Below are 18,896 nucleotides of genomic sequence, written 5' to 3'. Positions count from 1 at the left end.
CAGTTAAGGCCCGCCAACGGTGTCGAGGTCGCCGTCAAAATCATTGTTCATGCCGTGAATCTTGCGGTTGGCGGCAAACGAGGCACCGTCAAGGAACGCCTTGGCCCTGTCCAGCTCGGCAAAACCTGCCATCTCTGCCCAGAAGGCCGGGCTGTGGTTGGGGTGGATCAAGTGTGAGAGCTCGTGCAGGAGCACATAGTCCACCACCCACTCGGGCATGCCCTGCACATGGTGGGAGATGCGAATGGATTTCCTGGCCGGCGTGGCCGATCCCCAACGGCCATTTTGGTTACTCACCCACCGCACCGATTCGGGCACGGCGCGGGAGCCCAGATACTTTCCGGACAGGAACAGGCAGCGCTGCATCAGGGCGTCGTCGCTGGGCTGCAGCCGGCGCTTGCCGCCCCTGAGGCTGGCCTCAAGCTTCGCCACCATGTGCGGCACCCAATACTGTTCGTCCTCCAGGCTCAGCCGGGCCGGCACGGCTATGACTGCTTGGGGGCCTTCCCAAAACGCAGCCAGTCCTGTCTTTCGCCGGGCCGTCCGCCGGACCACCACGGCGTCCCCGTTGCTGCGCCGGTGTGCTGAGTACGAGTCTCCCAGCGGCCCGGGTGTCCCCTTGCCGATGGGCCGCCTGCGCGGATCCAATGCTGCTGCCATGCTTCGACGGTACAGCGAGGTTGCTCCAGTTCTAAACTCGGCGGCGCCAGATTGTGGACAAGTTTCAAGGTGTGGATAACTCTGCGCACGCTGGGGCGCAAAGTGCCATGATCGGTAAGTAGTGCTGTTGCCGCCAGCCAGCCCGAGGGAAATCCGCAAGGAGGTCGTCATGACAACTATCAACCCGGGGCTTCGCATGGTGCGGCGCAGCAGCCACAGCATCCAGATAGGTCTGGGCCCGGGCGGGGTTATTCTGGACGGTTTGGCGGAGTCCGATCTGGCGTTCGTCACCGCCTTGGGGCAGGGCATCACTGATGGCGAGGTGTTCGTGCAGGCCGCAGCGCTCGGTGTGGAGCCGGCCCGTGCCCTGGATATCTGCGCGAAGATTTCGGAGCTGCTGTTCAGCGATTCCGAGCTGACTACCCAAGGTTTTCGCGGCGAACGGCTCCTGCCTGAACGCGCAGCCCTGCTGAGTTTGTACCGGGCGCCGAGCCAGGACTACATGACCCGGCGCGAACATGCCGTGGTGCACGTAGTGGGCTTGGGCCGCACCGGAGCAGCACTGGCCGCGGTGTTGGTCAGCGCCGGTGTGGGGACGCTTCTGCTCGAGGATGACAGGGCCGTGATCGCCACCGACGTCAGCCCCGGGTCTTTCCTGCTGGCCGACATTGGCTTGGCCCGATCGGTGGCTGTGCGCCGGCATCTGTTGCGGCTAGATCCCAGCAGCAACGCCCATATTGTGCACGACGGCGGGACCGGAGGTCCCAGCCTGCGGTACCTTGACCTTGCCGTAGTGGTGGGCCACGACGTGGTGCACGCGTCAACCTCTGCCCGTTTCATGGGTGCGGAGCGGCCCCACCTGTTTGTGCTCCTGCGTGAACAGGACGGCGTGGTGGGTCCGCTGGTGGTGCCGGGCGAAACCGCGTGTGCCGAGTGTGTGGAACGGCACCGCAGCATCCACGATCCACAATGGTTGGAGGTGTGCGGCCAACTGGCAAGGAGCCAGCAATCCGCCACCGGCCGCAGGCGCACTGCGCATTTGTTGGAGAACGCGGCCATGGCCGTCACGCTGGCCGGAACTGCTGCGCAGCACGCCCTCTTGTTCCTCGACGCGGTTAACCAGCCAGCCTCGTGGTCATCCGTGCTGACGTTTCACCCGGACAATGGGCGGTGGACGCAGCAAGAATTCAGCGCCCACCCCGAGTGCGGCTGCCAGTGGCAGAATCAGTCGTTGGCCACAATCTCCAGCACAGCTTCCCCATAGCGTTCCAGTTTGGCCGGGCCCACCCCGGGCAGCGATGCCAAGGCATCAAGGTCCTGTGGGGCTGCCTCCGCAATAGCCATGAGTGTGGCATCCGTAAACACCACAAAAGCCGGGACTTCCGCGGCTGCGGATTCCTTCAAACGCCACTGACGCAATTGTTCAAAAATTGCTTCATCGTAGCCCGGCGGGCAATCGGGGCAGCGACCAACCTTCCGTTCGGCACCGGTGTTCAGGATTTTCCCGCAGACCCGGCATACCGAAGGACCGGCCACCTTGCGTGACTTCTTCGCGGCGGGCTGGCGGGGACCGGTGGGTGCGCCACCCACTGAGCTGGGCCGCAACCCATCAAGGAATCTCGAGGGCCTGCGGTTGGCCCGGCCGCCCGGGGTCCGGGCTGTTGACCAGGAGAAGTTCAAGAATTCCCGGGCACGGGTGATCCCCACATACAGCAGCCTGCGTTCCTCATCGACGGTTTCCGGGGTGTCCGCGAAGGAGATGGGCATGAGCCCTTCACTGAGCCCCACCAGGAACACCGCATCCCATTCGAGGCCCTTGGCCGAGTGCAGGGACGCCAAGGTGACGCCCTGGACGGTGGGTGCGTGCTGTGCCGAGGCACGGTCCTGCAGTTCGGCCACGAAGTCCACCAGGGTAAAAACGTGCTCGGGTGTGCTGCGTGAAACTACCAGTTCATCGGCAAGGGCCACGAGTGCTGAGAGTGACTCCCAGCGTTCGCGCACCGCCCCGCCAGTGTTGGGCGCCTCAGCCTGGTAGCCCAGGTTTTTGAGCACATCCCGTACCAGCTGCCCCAAGGGCTCGTCCTCGGCCGCGCGCGAGGCCGCGCGCAACTGCAGCATGGCATCGCGTACTTCCTTGCGGGCAAAGAACCTTTCGCCTCCCCGCAATTGATAGCCGACGCCCGCACCCGTGAGCGCCTGCTCGTAGGCTTCGGATTGTCCGTTGGTGCGGAACAGCACGGCAATTTCGCTGGCCGGTGTTCCGTGCTCAATCAGGATCTTGATCCGGGCGGCAACCGCCGCCGCCTCGGCTTCGTCGTCGCTGCACTCCAAAAATTCCGGCGCCGGGCCGCCGGGGCGCTGAGCCACCAACTCCAGCGGTGCCGACCACAGGGCATCAGCGCTCAGGCCACCACTGCGTCGATTGCCCAGCAGCGAGTTGGCCAGCCCCACCACCTGCGGGGTGGAACGGTAGTCGCGCACCAGTTTCACCACGTTGGCGGCGGGGAAACGCTTGGGGAAGTCCAGCAGATGCCGCGGCGTGGCACCAGTAAAGGAGTAGATAGTCTGGCTGGCATCGCCCACCACACACAGTTCGTCACGACCACCCAGCCACAAATCAAGCATGCGTTGCTGCAGCGGGGACACATCTTGGTACTCGTCCACCACAAAATGCCGGTACTGGTCCCGGACGGTGGCCGCCACCCGCGGGTCCTCCTGCAGGATGCCCACAGTTATGAGCAGCACATCCTCAAAATCAATGAGGTTCCGATCCGCCTTGACGTCCTCATAGCCCTGGAAAAGCCGACCCACAGCCACTTTGTCCAAGCCGCCGGGCTCGCCGCGGTCAACGGCTTTCAAAAGGTACGTCTCAGGCGTCAGCATGGAAACCTTGGCCCACTCAATTTCCGCCGCCAGGTCACGGATGGATGCCCTGTCGGCGGGCAGGCGCAGCCGACGCGCGGCCTCACCAATGATGGTCGCCTTGTGTTCCAGCAAGCCCGGGAGCTGACCGCCGACGGCGTGCGGCCAGAAATACTGCAGCTGCCGCAACGCTGCGGCGTGGAAGGTGCGGGCCTGCACGGTGCCAACACCCAGGTCCCGCAAACGAGTGCGCATCTCCGCGGCCGCGCGTGCTGTAAACGTCACTGCCAGGAGCCTGTTGGGATTGTAGACACCCGTGTGTACACCGTAGGCAATGCGGTGCGTGATGGCCCGGGTTTTACCTGTGCCGGCACCCGCCAGAACACACAAGGGTCCGCTCAGTGTTGTTGCCACTGTGCGTTGTTCCTCATCCAGTCCGGCCAGGATGCGTTCCTCGGCGGTTCTCTCATCCATGACCGGCAACCCTGTAAGCCGCGGATCAAAACTCATTGCTGCTCCCCAACGTCCAGGATGGGACCGCCGTACCACTGCTCAATCAAGGACCGGGCAATGGACTGCCTGTGTGAAATGGCCACGTCACCGTTGAGCACGGCGGTTTGCAGTTCGTCCCGGCTAAACCATCTGGCTTCCCTGACCTCAACGTTGTCTGGTGTTGGCACCACATCATCCGTGTAGCCAATGAAGCCCAGCATCAAGGAGCGTGGGAAGGGCCAGGCTTGGGAGCCAGAGTATTCCAATGAATGCAGGTGAACGCCCACCTCTTCAGCGATCTCGCGCACTGCAGCCTGTTCGGCGCTCTCCCCCGCCTCGGCAAACCCGGCCACTGTGGAGTACCTGTGGAGGTCCCACGCGAAGTTGTTGGCCAGCAGGATCCGCTGGTCGGCACCCACAATGGCCACGATGATGGCCGGATCGGTGCGAGGAAAGTGTTCGGAGGCATCCACCGGGCAGCGGCGCATCCACCCGGCGGAGGCAACCTCAGTCAGGTTTCCGCAACGCGGGCAGCACGGGTGGGTGGTGTGCCAATTGGCCACGGCGGCAGCCTGGATAAACACTTCCGCATCAGCAGGATGCAGGTGCGCGGCGGCCTCACGGTACGTGACAAAGCCGGCGCCAGCAGGCACCCAGGCCGGCACGTGCGCCTGCTCCGGGAGACCGGCGTCGTACGGGAGAACCTGCAGCACCAGGGACGTCGTGGCAGGCAGCTTATGGTCATGGTCATCGTTGACCTTGCCCAAAAACACTGTGACCGTCCCGGCCGGAAGCACCGCGGGGAGGTCGGCAGGGTCCAAGTAGCTCAGCGCACCGCCGTTCATCAGGGCCTTGCCCTGGTGCAGGAGCACCACCCGGTGGGAGGGATCGCGCTGCACGGCCTCCAAGTAGCCGGGTTCAGTACGCTGCTCGCACGCCCTGTCAAGAACTGTTTCGGCAGAGGGCTTGGATGTGGTCATGGTTCTACCGTACGCATCCGCAGCAAGTTTTTACATTCCACACTCGCGTGATTGTGGACAAGTTGACCAGCTTGTCCACTACTTCTCACGACTCGCCGCCGCAACGGCGCGGCGTTGGCGCAATAGCGTTCTACGGTAGAGGTGTGAGAAGAATGACTGCAATCGAATTGGCCGCTATTGCCAGCGCTGCCGTGCCCGGACTCAACGTCACTGCCTTTGGCCCGGAACCAGATGACACTGCCGATTTCTGCTCAGCATTGCTCGTTGACTCGGACAAACGGCGTTGGCGTGTGCGTTCACCGCGGCATGCCGAGGCAAGCACGCGCCTGGAGACCGAACGCCAGGTGCTGAGGGCGTTCCCGCCGGCCATCCGCGCCGAATTGCCATTCCTGCTGCCCACGGTTGCCGGGACGGTGCGCCAGGGCGAGCTCACCACTTTTGTTTACTCCCACATTGCCGGCCGGGCCGCAACCGTGGATGAATTGGCAACAGGAAGCACCGCGATGGCGTTGGAGATTGGCGCCGCCATCGCCGCCATCCATGATCTGCCGCACGACCTTGTCACCACCTATGACCTGCCCAGCTACACGGCCAATGAATTCCGTCAGCGAAAACTCAACGAGTTGGACCAGTCGGCCACCACCGGCAAGATCCCCCCAGCCCTGTTGCGCCGTTGGGAACATGCCATGGAGGACGTTGCCCTCTGGCGTTTTAATGCGTGCGTGGTCCATGGCGACCTGCATGAAGACAATATATTGCTCGACGGCGATCAGGTCACCGCCGTGATTGGCTGGACCGATCTGCGCGTGGGCGACCCCGCCGATGATTTTGCCTGGCTGGTGGCCGTGAACGATTCCACCTTTGTGGACTCCGTGATGGCTGCCTATGCTGCAGCCCGCAATGAGACTCCCGATCCTCATCTGCTGCGCCGTGCCGCCCTGAGCGCCGAATTTGCGCTGGCCCAATGGCTGGTCAAGGGCTATGCGGCGGACAGCGCACGCATGGTGGAAGATGCCGAAACCATGCTGCGCACCTTGGAGGCTGATATTGCCGAACATGGCGGGCAGCCCATCAGCGTTGAAGCCACAGTGGTTCCTGCCGCCTCTGCCGCCCCGGTGAATCCGGCTGCGCCCGCCCACGCCGCGCCACTGAAGCAGGCCGGGCCTGCTTCAGCTGCTGCTGCGGCCAAAGCAGGCCCGGCCAAAGCAGTTCCGGCCAAACAGGCGGACCCGGCCAGCCCCGTCACCTCGGCTGTGCCAGTTGTTGCGCCCGCAGCTGTCGAAAAACCCAGCGAGAGCGCCGCCGAGAACACTGGCGGAAGCGGAGCGGATGCCGATGGCAGCGCAGGCGAAACTGAACCCAGCAGCTCGGCTGACGCAGCTAGCGCTGACGAGACAGGCGAGGCAGAAACAACGGAACCGGCCGACGCAGATGCTGGATCCGCAACGGAACCGGCCACTGCTTCCTTGAAGGTCATCCCCCTCCACAAGTAGGTGGCAGGCGTTAGGCGGAGTAGGCGTTCGTGACGATTGCCTCCAGTTCATCCTGGCCCGCCAGGTCCACGGGACGGATGAGTTTGTCCTGGCTCACATAGTAGAACGCCGCGCGAACCTGCTCCAGCGGCACGTCCTTCAGTCGCGACCAGGCAAGCCGGTACACGGCCAGCTGCACACCACGCACCGCCAGCTGCGCCTTCGAAGGAACTTTCCCGGTTTTCCAGTCGATCAGGTCCCAGCCGCCGTCGTCGTCGCGGAAGATCGCGTCAATGCGACCGCGCACCACAACCCCGGCAACCCTGGTCTCTATGGGCACCTCCAGTTCGGCCGGGATGCGGGTGGCCCAGGCAGAGTTCTTAAACGTTTCTTGCATGTCGGCAAGCCCATAGGCCTCGTCAACGTAAGCGTCGGCGCCGGGAACCTCATCAAAGTCCAGCTGGCCGCTAGTCCCAAAGTAATCTTCAATCCAACTGTGGAAGGCCGTTCCCTTCCTTGCCGCCATGCCGGGCTTGGTGGGCACGGGCCGGCGCATGGCACGGGTGACCTTTTCCGGATCCTCACCGAGAGCCACCAGCCGTGACGCGGAAATATGGGGTGGCAGTTCCACCCGGAGTTGATCCGATTCCCTGTGTTCCTGGGCCAGCAGCACAGCCAATTCCTTGCCCCAGTGGGGATTGAGTGCAAAGAACTCCTCAGATTCCAGCGCCGCCGCACCGGCAGCGGCCAACTGCAGCCGTGCCGCGTGGACCGCTGCTGCCGAGCGTTCGGCGTTCTCGCGCCGCCCCAGCCGCGCCGCAACGCCGGACCGGCCCACAATGACGGGCCCATTGAGCGGATCGTAGGGCCACTGGGCGCTTTCAGCACCAGCACTCACGGGGTTCTCCGCGTCCTCCTCGGGATCCTCAAACCACTGCAGAATTTCCGCTGTATGCGCGGCACCCTCGGTGAGCGGCAGTAGTTCCTCCAGGAACTTTGACGGGGGCAGCGGTTTCTTCCCGGTGCCCCAAACGGTGCCCGAGCACATGAGGAAGTCGCGGGCCCGGGTGAACGCAACATAGGCCAACCGCCGTTCCTCCTGTTCGCCGTGGAGCAGAACGTCGTCGGCGAACAATTTCTCGTTCTCCATCAACGTTTTCAGATCCGGCACGTTGAGGTCCCATTCGGGCAAGTCCTCCTTGTCCCCGCGCAATGGCCAGGGCAGGGATTTGGCACCCGTGCTCCAGCGGTCCGCCCGGGTGCTGGGAAAGGCGCCGGAATTCATGCTCGGCACAAACACCACATCCCACTCCAGCCCCTTGGAAGCGTGCACCGTCAGCAGCGCCACGGCGTCCGGATTGCTCTCGGTGGGCGTCATCTCAAGCCCGCCCTCCTCCGACTCCGCCGTTTCCAGCCAGCCGAGGAAGGCATCCAGATCAACCCTCTGGGCGGCCTGCATGAACGTTGCCGCGGCATCGGCAAAGGCATCCAGGTTGCGCCGGGCATGGTGGATGCTGGATCCGGGTTTTGCCGCCAGCTCAATGTCCAGGAGCATGGTCCGCTCCACCACACCGAGCAGATTACTCAGGTCCTCCCCCACAAAGGTTCGCAGCACCCGCAGCTCGTCCCGCAACGCCAGAAGGCGTGTTCGGGCAACGTCACTGAGCGGGCGCGCCGCCTCGGGCCAATAGTCAGCGCTGAGGTAATCCAAGGCCTCAATCAAGGACGATGAATCCACCAAATCGGCGGTCACCACGGTTTCTTCAACTTCATCCAGAGGACCTTGCTGCGAGCCGCGGGTTTGTAGATTTTCGCCCGTCCCGGCATCGACCCGCACGGCTGCGTCAAAGTCCACTTTGTGCGTGGCCGCCCAGTGGCGGCGCCTGGCCAGGTACCGGGCCCAGTCGGCAAAAGCCATCAAGTCGGCCGGACCAATCCGCCACCTGGCACCTGTCAGCAGGCGCATCAGGGCGTCCGAACGGCCGGGGTCGGCAATGACCCGCAAGGTGGCCACCAGGTCCACAATTTCAGGGGTGCCCAGCAGCCCGCCCAAACCGACAATCTCATAGGGAATTCCACGAGCCTCAAACACCGACTGCAGGCGCGGAAATTGTGCCCGACGGCGGCACAAAACCGCCACTGTCATGGCACCTTGGGCGCCTCCTCGGTGGCTGAAGTCGCCCTTGCGAGCCGAAATTTGATCGGCAATGGCTTCTGCTTGCACCAGTTCTGTTTCGTACCGGGCCAGCACCACTTCCCCGGCCTGTGCGTTCGGCTTTTCCCGCAGGGGCGAAACCACCACGGCGGGTCCGGCCGCTGCACGCTCCGCCTCGGAAAGTCCTGCCGCCAACGTGGCGTTGGCCTTCCGGATCTGGGCCTGGGCCAGTTCTGCCGACATGACGTTGGCGGCGGCCAAAATATGGGCAGAGTTGCGCCAGGCGATGGTGAGCTCGGCAGTGGGTGCGTACCCGCCGTCGGACTTGAGGAAAATCTCCGGGAACCGGAACAGCTGGCCCGCGGAGGCGCCCCGGAAGCCGTAGATGGACTGGTGCGGATCGCCCACGGCCGTGACGGGGTGCCCGCCGCCAAAGAGCTGCGCAAAAAGCTGCAATTGTGCGTGCGAGGTGTCCTGGAATTCATCCAGCAGCACCACTTTGTAGCGTTGGCGTTCCATCTCCCCCGCGTGCGGAACGTCCTGGGCAATTCTGGCTGCCAGGGCCACCAGGTCCCCATAGTCCAGGACGTTGCGACGGCGTTTGGCCTCCGCGTAGCTCTGCACCAGGGCTGTCACGGATGCGCGCGTGCGCAACACGTCCAGCTGCTTCTTGACGGTGGCCGTGGCCGGCTTGGCGGTCTCGGCAATGTAGGGCAGTGCCTCAAAACTGCTGACGTAGTCCTCAATCACGTTCTTCACGTGGGCAGGATCCTGCAGGTGCTCGGCACATTCACCGGCCAAATCCATGACCGACTGGATCAAGGTGGACTTGGCGGCCGTGAAGTGTTCGTGGGCGCCGTCATGGGCCTCCACCACCTCGCTGGCCAGCTGCCAGGCCTCAGCGGCACCCATGACCACCGCGTCCCGTTCAATGCCCAGGCGCAGACCATAGTCGGTGACAATGCCGCTGGCGTAGGAGTGGTAAGTGGACACCTTGGGCTCCAGCGCGTCCCGGGCCGCAGCCGCTGGCGCCAGTTCCACCTGGCCGGAGCGGGCCAAGGTGCCCAATTTGGCAAGTTGTCCCCGGATCCTGGCCGCCAGCTCCCCTGCAGCCTTGCGGGTGAAGGTGACGCCAAGAATTTCCTCGGGCAGCACCAGTCCGTTGGCCACCAGCCACACCACACGGTCGGCCATGGTGGTGGTCTTTCCCGATCCGGCCCCGGCAATGACCAGCAGCGGTTCCAGCGGGGCACAAATAATGGCTGCCTGCTCCTCTGTTGGCGGGCGCTGTTCCAACAGCTCAGCAAGTTCATAAGGGCTCAGAAGCGGTGAAAGGCTCATTCGGTGATTTGTTTCCCTTCCGGGCACAGCGGGCAAATAGTGGGCAGGGGGCAGCCATTGCGTTCGGACCAATCGGCGCCGTGGCGGGCGGGGAACACAGACTGGGCCATCAGCAATGCGGCTTCCATGACCTTGTGGGTGGGGTCGTTCTCGCTGCCGGCAACCATGGGTGTCTGGTCCTGGGTTTTTACCGACTTGGTGCCATCCCCCAACGGCAGCAGGGCAGCCCCGCCGGAGGCCGCACCAGCCAAGCCGGCGGCCGCAGCTAGTTCAGCGAATCCTCCAGCGGTCACAGCCACCTGGTAGGCGCCAAGCTGCGGATGCGCCGCAACCTGATCCTTGGTGGGTTTGCTGCGCCCGGTTTTGATGTCCACAACAATCAGCCTGCCGTCTGCATCGGCCTCCAATCTGTCCACCTGGCCGCGCAAAACAACCATCCGTTCCGGAACTGGAGTGCCTGCGGCGTCGGTCGTGTCCGCAGTGCTCTCTCCGGCAGGCAGCTCACCCAGTTCAACGCTGAAGTTCTGCTCAACTCCCAACAGGGTGCGGCCGTCCTGGCGGGCGGTGATGACATATTGGGCCAATTTGCCCAGCATCTCCTGGGCGCGGCGGTAGTCCACATCGCTTTCCCACGACTCCGGAAGCCCCAACGACGGCCACCGTTTGTCCAGTTCAGCCAGATATTCGTGGCCTGCCCCGTTGGGAATGTCCTGGGCAATGGCGTGGATCAGCGTGCCAAGGCTGCGGGCAAAGTCTGTGGTGGCTTCCCCGCCAGCTGCCTTGATAAACCAGTTCAGCGGGGATTTCAGCACTTCTTCAACCTTCGACGGCGAGACTGTCACCGGCTCGCCCGGCGCAATAATGGGCGCCTCCGTGCTCACGGGCAGAAGACCCCACCACTGCTGCGCATCAGCACCGGCAATGCTCCTCTGTGCCAGCACTGCCAGCATTCTGGCCGCCTCCGGATCGGCATGCATCTCCGATTCCTGCCGCAGCTCAGCCACCAGGGACCGCAGGGTCATGGGTCGTGGCACGTGTTCAACGGGGCGCACAGGGTACTGGGATTCACCGCCGGAATCCGTGACCGGGATGTAAGGGGCTGCCAAGTCAATGAACTGGGAGGGCTGCAGGTCATGGCCGGCAGCTGCCGTGAGAATGAGTTTCTCGCTGGCCCGCGACATGGCCGCGGCAAAGCTGCGGAGTTCGTCATACCGGATGTCCCGCAAGCGGGCCGCCGGCTCAATTTGCCGGGCAGCCTGGCCACCCCTTTCCAACACGTCCACCAACAGTTGGCTGCCCAGCAGCTCACCGCGCAGGCGGGTGTTGGGCCAGACCCCCTCCTGCAGGCCGGCCACAATGACCACCGGCCATTCCCTGCCGGCAGCACTGGCGGGCGTCAGGATTTCCACCGCGTCAGTGCGTTGTGCACGCGCCGCCAAGGTGTCCATGGGCAGCTCCTGGCTCATCAAATAGTCAAGGAACTGCTGGGGACTGGACCCGGGCAACTGGTCAACGTACCGCTCGGCCGTTTGGAACAGGGCCATGACAGCGTCAAGATCCCTGTCGGCGCGGATGCCCGTGGGCCCGCCTCGCAAGGCCTGGGATTCCCAGGTCCCGGAACTGTCGCAGGCATCCCACAGTGCCCAGAGCACTGTTTCGGCGTTGGCGCCCGGCTGGGCCACGGCCTCGTGGCCGGCTGCGAGCATGGCGGCAAGCCGGGTGGCGTTGGCTGCCTCCCAGCCCAGCCCGGCCAGCTTTTCTGGATTCAGCAGCGCCTCCACCAACAGTTCGTCGCTGGCGCGTCCCCCGCCGGCATGCAGTTCCTGCTGCCGCAATGCCTGGCGCAAACGCCGCAATTGCAAGGCGGTGGAACGCCCCAGCCGGGACGTCAACAGCGCAACGGCTGCCTCGGCGTCGAACGTTTCAGGGGCCAGTGCCACGGCAAAAGCCTCAAGCAGGGGCCGCACGGCTGGCTCATCGCGCACAGGGTTCTCCGCCACGGGAACCTTCACGGCAATGCCCTGCCCGCTCAAGTACCGTTGCAGCGCGGCAAGCGCCGACCCTGTGCGCACAATGACAGCAATCTCATTGAGACCGTGCCCGCCCAGGTGCTGCAGGTGCAATATGCGTTCGGCCACCAGGCGCAGCTCATGAACCTCGGAGGCCACAACATGGGCGCTGACACAGGATTCGGGGTTCGCCTCACTAACTTGGGGCCAGCTGAGTTCACGCGCCTTGTGACCGCCACGGATCTGGAAGATGCGCTCAGCCACCCCGGACCAAGCCGCAGCCAGCTGCCGGCTCATCCGGTGCGAGGTGGACAGCGAGAACTGCCGCAGGGGCAAGTCTCCGGTGCCCAAGGATTCGCCCAGCGTGGCCACCAGGTCCGGGCGGGCACCACGGAAACCCTGCACCACCGTGTCAGGGGAAGCGGCCACCAGCACGTCCTTGCCGTGGCCCACCAACTGCAAGAGCTCGTGCACCGCCTTGTTGGCTTCCTGGATCTCGTCAACCACAATCAAGGCAAGCCGCTGGCGTTCCTGGGCCAAAAATTCGGGGTCGATGCGCAGCAGGGTTGTTGCTGCGGTGATGATGCCTGCGGGGTCAAAGGAGCCCGACTTGCCCCAATCCACCACATCCCGGTATTCGCCATAGAGCGAAGCTGCGGCAACCCAATCGGGGCGCTGGTTGGCAGCTCCCAGCTCCGCCAGGTCCTCGGGGGCCAATCCATACTCAATGACCCTGTCAAAGAGCTGGCGGATCTCTTGGCGAAACCCGCGGGTGTCCAAGGCCTCGGCAAGTTCCGCCGGCCATTGCGGGGCGGTGCCCAGCCCCATCCTGTGACCGGCAAGAAGGTCCCTGATGATGAGATCCTGTTCGGGGCCGCTCATGAGCCGCGGGGGGCCGTCAAGGTGCGGCATGCGGCCCTCCACCTTGGCCCGGCGCAACAGGTCGAAGGCATAGGATGACCAGGTTCTGGCGGGGGATGTGCTCAAACTTCTGCTTAACCGGGCACTGAAGCCGTTGCGCAGCCGCGCGGCAGCCAGTCGCGACGGCGCCAGCAGCAGGGCACCTGCTGGATCAACGGCGTCGTGCTCGATCCGCTTCACGGCCGCCTCAATCAGCACTGTGGATTTGCCCGTGCCGGGGGCGCCCCAGATCAGCACTGGTCCGGTTCCGGGGCTGAGGTCAACCACGGCCTGCTGGTCGGGACTCAATGCCGGAGCGGTGACCTCACTCTGGGCGGGCGCCACCAGCGTGAGTTTGGGCAGCGCCTGTACCGGCACGGTCTGGTTGGACCGTGGCTGTGGCTCCTGCTTTGCTTGCGTGCTCATGCACCCAGTCCATCACGAGGCACTGACATTGGCGCAGTGTCCGCGGAGGGCAGCTGATCCGCGGCGTGCAACCGTTCCGCGATGGCGTCAATGAGCACAAAATCCGGCTCTCGAGGGTTCCACCGGGCCGTCCTCATATCCACCCGCCAGCTGGGGGCACGGCCGGGCACTGGCTCTTCATCCGGATCTCCTCGCAGCGCAGTCCCCTCGTGGCGGTAGTGGCCCAGTGCCCGTGCCTCGTGGCCCTGCGGGGCCATGCCACTGGCGCGGATCACCCGCCACCACGGCACAGCTCCGCCGTCGACGGACATGGCCGCACCCACCTGCCGCGGGCCGCCGCTTTCCAGCAACGCCGCAATGTCCCCATAGGACAAAACTCTGCCCGCGGGGATCACCTCGGCCACGGCCAAAACTGCCTCAACATACTGCTCACGCATGCTTCAAGCGTAGTTCGCCGCAGCGGCCCGCGCGCCCGGATGTCCGCCCTAGCGGGTAGCGTTGGAGCATGACTAGCTGGAGCATGCACCCCCGGGCCGCGTTTGACTTGGAAACCACAGGCAAGGACCCCCGCACCGCCCGGATTGTGACAGCCTCCATTGTGGTGGTCGATGAGACCGGCGCAGTGGTTGACGTCCATGAATGGCTTGCGGATCCGGGCATGGAGATTCCCGAGGAAGCGGCAGCCATTCACGGGGTCAGCACCGAGCACGCCCGCGAGCATGGGCGCCCGGCGGCTGTTGTGGCTGCCGAGGTGGGCGCCGTCCTGGCCACACTCTTTGCCAACAACATTCCCGTGATTGCCTTTAATGCCAGCTACGACTTCACGGTCTTGGCCAATGAGGCCCGCCGGCATGGGCTGGAGCAGATCACAGCAGCTCCCGTCATTGATCCCTTTATCTGCAACAAGCACTTGGATAAATTCCGCAAGGGCAGCCGGACACTGGTTGCCCTCTGCGAGGAATACGGGATTAAGCTCGAGGCCGCCCACACCTCGGCCGCCGACGCTGAAGCCACGCTGCGGCTGGCCGACGCCCTGGCTGCCAAATACAGCGCGCTGCGCATTGATGTCATGGATCTCCACACGGTACAGGTCACCTGGGCCTTGGAGCAGGCAGCTGATTTCCAGGGATATCTGCGCCGGGTCAAGGATCCGGCAGCAGTCATTGAGGGCGATTGGCCGGTACTGCCCTAAACTCCAGTGCTTCCCTCAACGACGGAGGACGTACGAGGCATTGACAGCAGGCATGATCTATATCACAGTATCGATAGCGCGGCACTTGACACGTAGTGGTGCGTCAGTCGTGCAGCGATGTGACCCTGCCAGCGTCCCGCGCCAGTCGCAAAAACAGCATTGATCGCAGATTGTTCTGCAATATTCTGGTTAGGGCAATCATATATTCGCATCTGCCACATTTTGTGGCCGGGTGACATAATTTAGTTTTGTGGCTCGAGTTCTGCTACGAAACTCCTGTGAGTTTCTTCATCGCTCGCCACGCTACGCTTACCCTGCCCGATGCGTCTTTCGGGCTGGGCACCTGCAATGAAAGTGAATGTTTGATGAAGAATTCAGCCCTCAAGTGGCTCACCACGGTCCCTGTTGCCGTTGCACTGGCTTTCTCACTGGCAGCCTGCGGCGGAGCTGCCACTGACTCCGGCTCGGCCAAGCCCACGGATGCCCTGGCTGGCAGCGACCAGGTGTCACTGGACAAGTACACAACAGCGGACGTTGTTCCCCTCGACAAGATCGACAAGGCTGCCCTCGGCCTGGTCACTGCCGGCACCATCTCTGTTGGCACGCTCTCCGATGCCCCGCCGAACATCTTCTTGAAGGACGGCGTGTTCACCGGTTACGACAACGAGCTGTTGCGCGCCATGGGCGAGAAGCTGGGCCTGAAGGTTGAATTCAAGTCCACCGATTTCTCCGCGCTGTTGGCTCAGGTTGAGAACAAGCAGTTCGACGTCGGATCCTCCTCCATCTCCACCACCGACGCACGCCGTAAGAACGTTGGCTTCACCAACGGTTACGACTTCGGCTACATGGCTGTTGTTGCCAAGACCGATTCAGCCATCAAGGGCTTTGCCGATCTGAAGGCCGACACCCGCATTGCAGTTGTCACCGGCACCGTCCAGGATGACTACGTCAGCAATACTTTGAAGATTGAGCCCGTGCGCTTCGCCGACTACAACACGGCGTACGCCAACTTGAAGAACGGCCAGGTTGACGCCTGGGTTGCTCCTTCCCAGCAGGCCACCGGCCAGGTGAAGGACGGCGACGGAACTACCATCGCCGAAGAAGTTGTCAACACCCAGAACTTCACCGCTTACGCCGTGAATTCCGAGAACAAGGCACTGACTGACGCATTGAACTCTGCCTTGGATGCAGTCATCGCCGACGGCACCTGGTCCAAGCTGACCAAGGAATGGTACCCGACCCGTCCCATGCCCGAAGACTGGACCCCGGGCTCCAAGGCAGTAACGGTTCCCAAGGCCTAATCTATGGATGTTCTCGAGCAGCTCGCAAAAACGTTCCTTGACTGGGAGGCCATGGCGGAAGTAATTCCCGCCATGCTCACAGTTGGTTTGCCCAATACTTTGATTTTGGCCGTTTCCTCGGCCTTCTTCGGGTGCGTCCTGGGCATGATCCTGGCAGTGATGGGCATTTCACGGAATCCCATTCCACGCTGGATCGCCAGGATCTATACAGATATTTTCCGTGGCCTGCCCGCCATTTTGACCATCCTGTTGATTGGTCTTGGACTGGGTCCCGTGGTTCGCATCCTGACCGGAAGTACCAATCCCTACCCCTTGGGTATTTTGGCGTTGTCCTTGATGGCTGCAGCCTACATCGGCGAAATCTTCCGTTCGGGCATTCAAAGCGTTGAAAGCGGACAGCTAGAGGCATCGCGCGCCCTGGGGTTCAGCTACAGCGCCGCCATGGTGCTGATTGTTATTCCTCAGGGCATCCGCCGGGTTCTGCCGGCACTTGTCAACCAGCTAATCTCCTTGATCAAGGACTCTTCTTTGATCTACATGCTGGGCCTGCTGGCCAGCCAACGGGAGATCTTCCGTATCGGCAACGACCAGGCCGCCACCACCGGAAACCTGTCCCCCCTGGTTGCTGCCGGCTTGCTGTACCTGTGCTTGACGGTACCGCTGACCCACTTGGTCAACTTCATGGACAAGCGCATGCGTGAGGGCAAGACTCAAAAGGTTGAACCCGATGAGGCAGCAGCAATTATTGGAAAGGGACACTAAACCATGAGTGAATTTAGTTCAGGAACCCTGACCGCCAAGAACATCCACCTGTCTTTTGGTTCCAACCACGTTTTGCGTGGCATTGACCTGCACGTGCCCAAGGGCACCACAGCGTCAGTGATCGGCCCCTCGGGATCGGGCAAGTCAACGCTGTTGCGGGTCATGAACCGGCTGATCGAACCGGATCAGGGCGACATCTTCCTCGATGACCGCTCAGTCTTGAAGGACAACCCGGATGAGCTACGCCGTCGTATTGGCATGGTCTTCCAGCAGTTCAACTTGTTCCCGCACAAGACGGTGGTCCAGAACGTTTCTCTGGCGCTGAGCAAGATCCGCAAAATGCCCAAGGACCAGGCTCACGCCAAGGCCCTGGAGCAGCTGGACCTTGTTGGCCTCAAGCACAAAGCCGACGCCCGCCCCGGCAACCTTTCCGGTGGCCAGCAACAGCGCGTGGCCATTGCCCGCGCACTGGCGATGGAACCTGAGGTGATGTTCTTTGACGAGGCCACCAGCGCTCTGGACCCGGAACTGGTCAAGGGTGTGCTGGCGCTGATGACTGACCTGTCCAAGGGTGGCATGACCATGGTTGTGGTCACCCACGAGATGGGCTTCTCCCGCAACGTCTCCGACACCGTGACGTTTATGGACGGCGGCGTGGTGGTTGAAACCGGACCGCCCGACCAGCTCTTCACCGAGCCGAAGACGGACCGTCTGAAGGGCTTCCTCTCGGACGTCCTCTAATCATTTCCAACTGACCCGCAGAAAACGCCGAAAATCACGTCAAAATCGTGAATTTTCGGCGTTTTCTGCGGGTCAGTTGTTTAAACGCGCTCCAGCAGCTCGTGTGGTACTTCCGGAAGCACGACGACGATCTTCTCGCCCAGGCGGGCGCCCACATGCGCAACCGTGTTCACGCGGCACGTTTAGGCACACAGCCCAACGAACTGACCCGCAGTAGTGGTCGAAAAAACGCGATTTCGCGACGTTTTCCGACCACTTCTGCGGGTCAGTTGCTTAATTGCGGGTCTAGGCCGCCGCGGCGGCTGCTGCCTTGGCCGCTGCCGGCAGTGCGGCGAAAATGCGGTTCATGGCGGCGTCGTCGTGAGCGGCGGAGAGGAACCAGGCCTCGAACACGCTTGGCGGCAGGTATACGCCCGAATCCAGCATGGAGTGGAAGAACGGCGCGTAGCGGAACGCTTCCTGGGCCTGCGCGTCAGCATAATTGTGCACGCCGTTTGCAGCAGTGCCGAAGGCCACCGAGAACAAGTTCCCGGCCCGCTGGATGGAGTGATCCACGCCCTCGGCAGCCAAAGCCAAAGACAAGGCCGTGGACAGTTCCAGGGAACGCGCATCAACAGTGGCGTAAACAGCAGCGGTAGCAGCCGTCAGGGTGGCAACACCGGCAGCCATCGCTACGGGGTTGCCGGACAACGTGCCCGCTTGGTAGACCGGGCCCAACGGAGCCAGATAGTCCATGACGTCGGCGCGGCCACCGAGCGCCGCCGTCGGAAGTCCGCCGCCAATGACCTTGCCAAAGGTGAACAGGTCAGGGGTCCAGCCCTCGGAAGCACCGGTCAGGCCCCAGTAGCCAGCCGCACCAACCCGGAATCCGGTCAGGACCTCGTCCAGGATCAGGAGGGCTCCATTGGCCGAAGTGATGCGTGAGAGTCCGGCATTGAACCCCTCCCCCGGCGTGACAACGCCCATGTTGGCGGGCGCTGCTTCAGTGATGACGGCGGCAATTTTGTCCCCGTGAGCGGCAAATGCTGCTTCAACGGCGGCCAGGTCGTTGTACGGCAGCACCAGGGTCTCGGCAGCGGTTGCCGCCGTGACGCCAGCAGAGCCGGGCAGGGCGAGGGTGGCCAGGCCTGATCCCGCCGCGGCCAGCAGGGAATCCAGGTGGCCGTGGTAGCAGCCGGCGAACTTAATGATCAGGTCACGGCCGGTGAAGCCGCGGGCCAGGCGCACGGCCGTCATGGTGGCCTCGGTCCCGGTGGACACCATGCGCAGGCGTTCGACGCCGGACACGCGGCCCTGCACCAAGGCGGCCAGTTCGCTTTCGGCCGGGGTGGAGGCGCCGAAGCTCAGGCCGTGATCCACGGCTGTGTGGACTGCCGCCAGCACGTCAGGATGGGCGTGGCCCAGCAGTGCCGGACCCCATGAGCACACCAAGTCAACGTAGTCGCGGCCGTCGGCGTCGGTGAGGTAGGCACCCTTGGCATTGACCATGAAGCGCGGAGTGCCGCCCACCGAACCAAAGGCGCGTACAGGCGAGTTCACCCCGCCGGGCATGAGAGTCTTGGCGCGGTCAAAGAGTTCTTGCGAGCTGGTCATGAAATGTCCT

General features: G+C 63.3%; 13 protein-coding genes. 6 read left to right on the top strand and 7 right to left on the bottom strand.

Annotation, left to right across the window (positions count from 1 at the left end; genetic code table 11):
- Positions 1 to 3 precede the first annotated feature (3 nt).
- Positions 4 to 660, bottom strand: coding sequence for a M48 metallopeptidase family protein (locus CVS27_RS16700; protein ID WP_103466975.1), 657 nt, complete (start codon positions 658 to 660; stop codon positions 4 to 6).
- 169 nt (positions 661 to 829) lie between these two features.
- On the opposite strand from CVS27_RS16700, the gene CVS27_RS16695 reads away from it, so the two are divergent.
- A complete protein-coding gene (locus CVS27_RS16695; protein WP_103466974.1) occupies positions 830 to 1,924 on the top strand; it encodes a TOMM precursor leader peptide-binding protein in 1,095 nt (364 codons plus the stop codon).
- Here CVS27_RS16695 and CVS27_RS16690 read toward each other — a convergent pair.
- Positions 1,885 to 4,032: an ATP-dependent DNA helicase UvrD2 gene (locus tag CVS27_RS16690; protein ID WP_243400245.1), complete on the bottom strand. Its 2,148-nt coding sequence runs from the start codon at positions 4,030 to 4,032 to the stop codon at positions 1,885 to 1,887. The two genes, CVS27_RS16695 and CVS27_RS16690, sit on opposite strands and share 40 nt — an antisense overlap.
- Positions 4,029 to 4,994, bottom strand: coding sequence for an NAD(+) diphosphatase (nudC, locus tag CVS27_RS16685; RefSeq protein WP_103466972.1), 966 nt, complete (start codon positions 4,992 to 4,994; stop codon positions 4,029 to 4,031). Before nudC ends, CVS27_RS16690 begins: the two co-directional genes overlap by 4 nt.
- A 152-nt stretch (positions 4,995 to 5,146) precedes the next feature.
- Here nudC and CVS27_RS16680 point away from each other — a divergent pair, with 152 nt between their 5' ends.
- The gene (locus tag CVS27_RS16680) at positions 5,147 to 6,487 is read left to right on the top strand and encodes a macrolide 2'-phosphotransferase (protein ID WP_103466971.1); all 1,341 of its coding nucleotides are present in this window, start codon (positions 5,147 to 5,149) and stop codon (positions 6,485 to 6,487) included.
- A 10-nt stretch (positions 6,488 to 6,497) separates the two neighbouring features.
- On the opposite strand, the gene CVS27_RS16675 is transcribed toward CVS27_RS16680, so the two are convergent.
- The 3 genes from CVS27_RS16675 to CVS27_RS16665 are packed head-to-tail and all read right to left on the bottom strand — an operon-like array spanning position 6,498 to position 13,734.
- Positions 6,498 to 9,962, bottom strand: coding sequence for an ATP-dependent helicase (locus tag CVS27_RS16675; RefSeq protein ID WP_103466970.1), 3,465 nt, complete (start codon positions 9,960 to 9,962; stop codon positions 6,498 to 6,500).
- Positions 9,959 to 13,297 (bottom strand): ATP-dependent helicase, encoded by a 3,339-nt coding sequence (locus CVS27_RS16670; RefSeq protein ID WP_103466969.1) that lies wholly within the window; start codon positions 13,295 to 13,297, stop codon positions 9,959 to 9,961. The genes CVS27_RS16675 and CVS27_RS16670 overlap by 4 nt, the downstream gene beginning before the upstream one ends.
- On the bottom strand, positions 13,294 to 13,734 hold the full coding sequence (locus CVS27_RS16665) for an MGMT family protein (protein ID WP_103466968.1): 441 nt from the start codon (positions 13,732 to 13,734) through the stop codon (positions 13,294 to 13,296). Before CVS27_RS16665 ends, CVS27_RS16670 begins: the two co-directional genes overlap by 4 nt.
- 68 nt (positions 13,735 to 13,802) lie before the next feature.
- Between CVS27_RS16665 and CVS27_RS16660 the strand changes: the two genes are divergently transcribed.
- The 4 genes from CVS27_RS16660 to CVS27_RS16645 all read left to right on the top strand — a co-directional run bounded on the left by CVS27_RS16660 (position 13,803) and on the right by CVS27_RS16645 (position 17,293).
- Positions 13,803 to 14,489, top strand: a complete 687-nt coding sequence (locus CVS27_RS16660) for a 3'-5' exonuclease (protein ID WP_103466967.1) — start codon at positions 13,803 to 13,805, stop codon at positions 14,487 to 14,489.
- 365 nt (positions 14,490 to 14,854) lie between these two features.
- Positions 14,855 to 15,790 carry an ABC transporter substrate-binding protein gene (locus tag CVS27_RS21065; RefSeq protein ID WP_103466966.1) on the top strand — a complete coding sequence of 312 codons (936 nt, stop codon included), beginning with the start codon at positions 14,855 to 14,857 and terminating at the stop codon, positions 15,788 to 15,790.
- A gap of 3 nt (positions 15,791 to 15,793) precedes the next feature.
- Complete coding sequence (locus CVS27_RS21060) at positions 15,794 to 16,552, top strand: amino acid ABC transporter permease (protein WP_103466965.1); 759 nt, start codon at positions 15,794 to 15,796, stop codon at positions 16,550 to 16,552.
- A 3-nt stretch (positions 16,553 to 16,555) separates the two neighbouring features.
- Positions 16,556 to 17,293, top strand: a complete 738-nt coding sequence (locus tag CVS27_RS16645; RefSeq protein ID WP_103466964.1) for an amino acid ABC transporter ATP-binding protein — start codon at positions 16,556 to 16,558, stop codon at positions 17,291 to 17,293.
- Between the two features lie 285 nt (positions 17,294 to 17,578).
- On the opposite strand, the gene hemL is transcribed toward CVS27_RS16645, so the two are convergent.
- Entirely contained in the window at positions 17,579 to 18,886 is a 1,308-nt protein-coding gene (hemL, locus tag CVS27_RS16640; protein ID WP_103466963.1) for a glutamate-1-semialdehyde 2,1-aminomutase, read from the bottom strand.
- Positions 18,887 to 18,896: the final 10 nt, after the last annotated feature.

Origin of the sequence: Arthrobacter glacialis, from assembly GCF_002909445.1 — a bacterium.
GTDB classification, from domain to species: Bacteria; Actinomycetota; Actinomycetes; order Actinomycetales; family Micrococcaceae; genus Specibacter; species Specibacter glacialis.
Note: the sequence above shows the minus strand (reverse complement) of the source record. Positions and strands in the feature narration are given on the sequence as shown.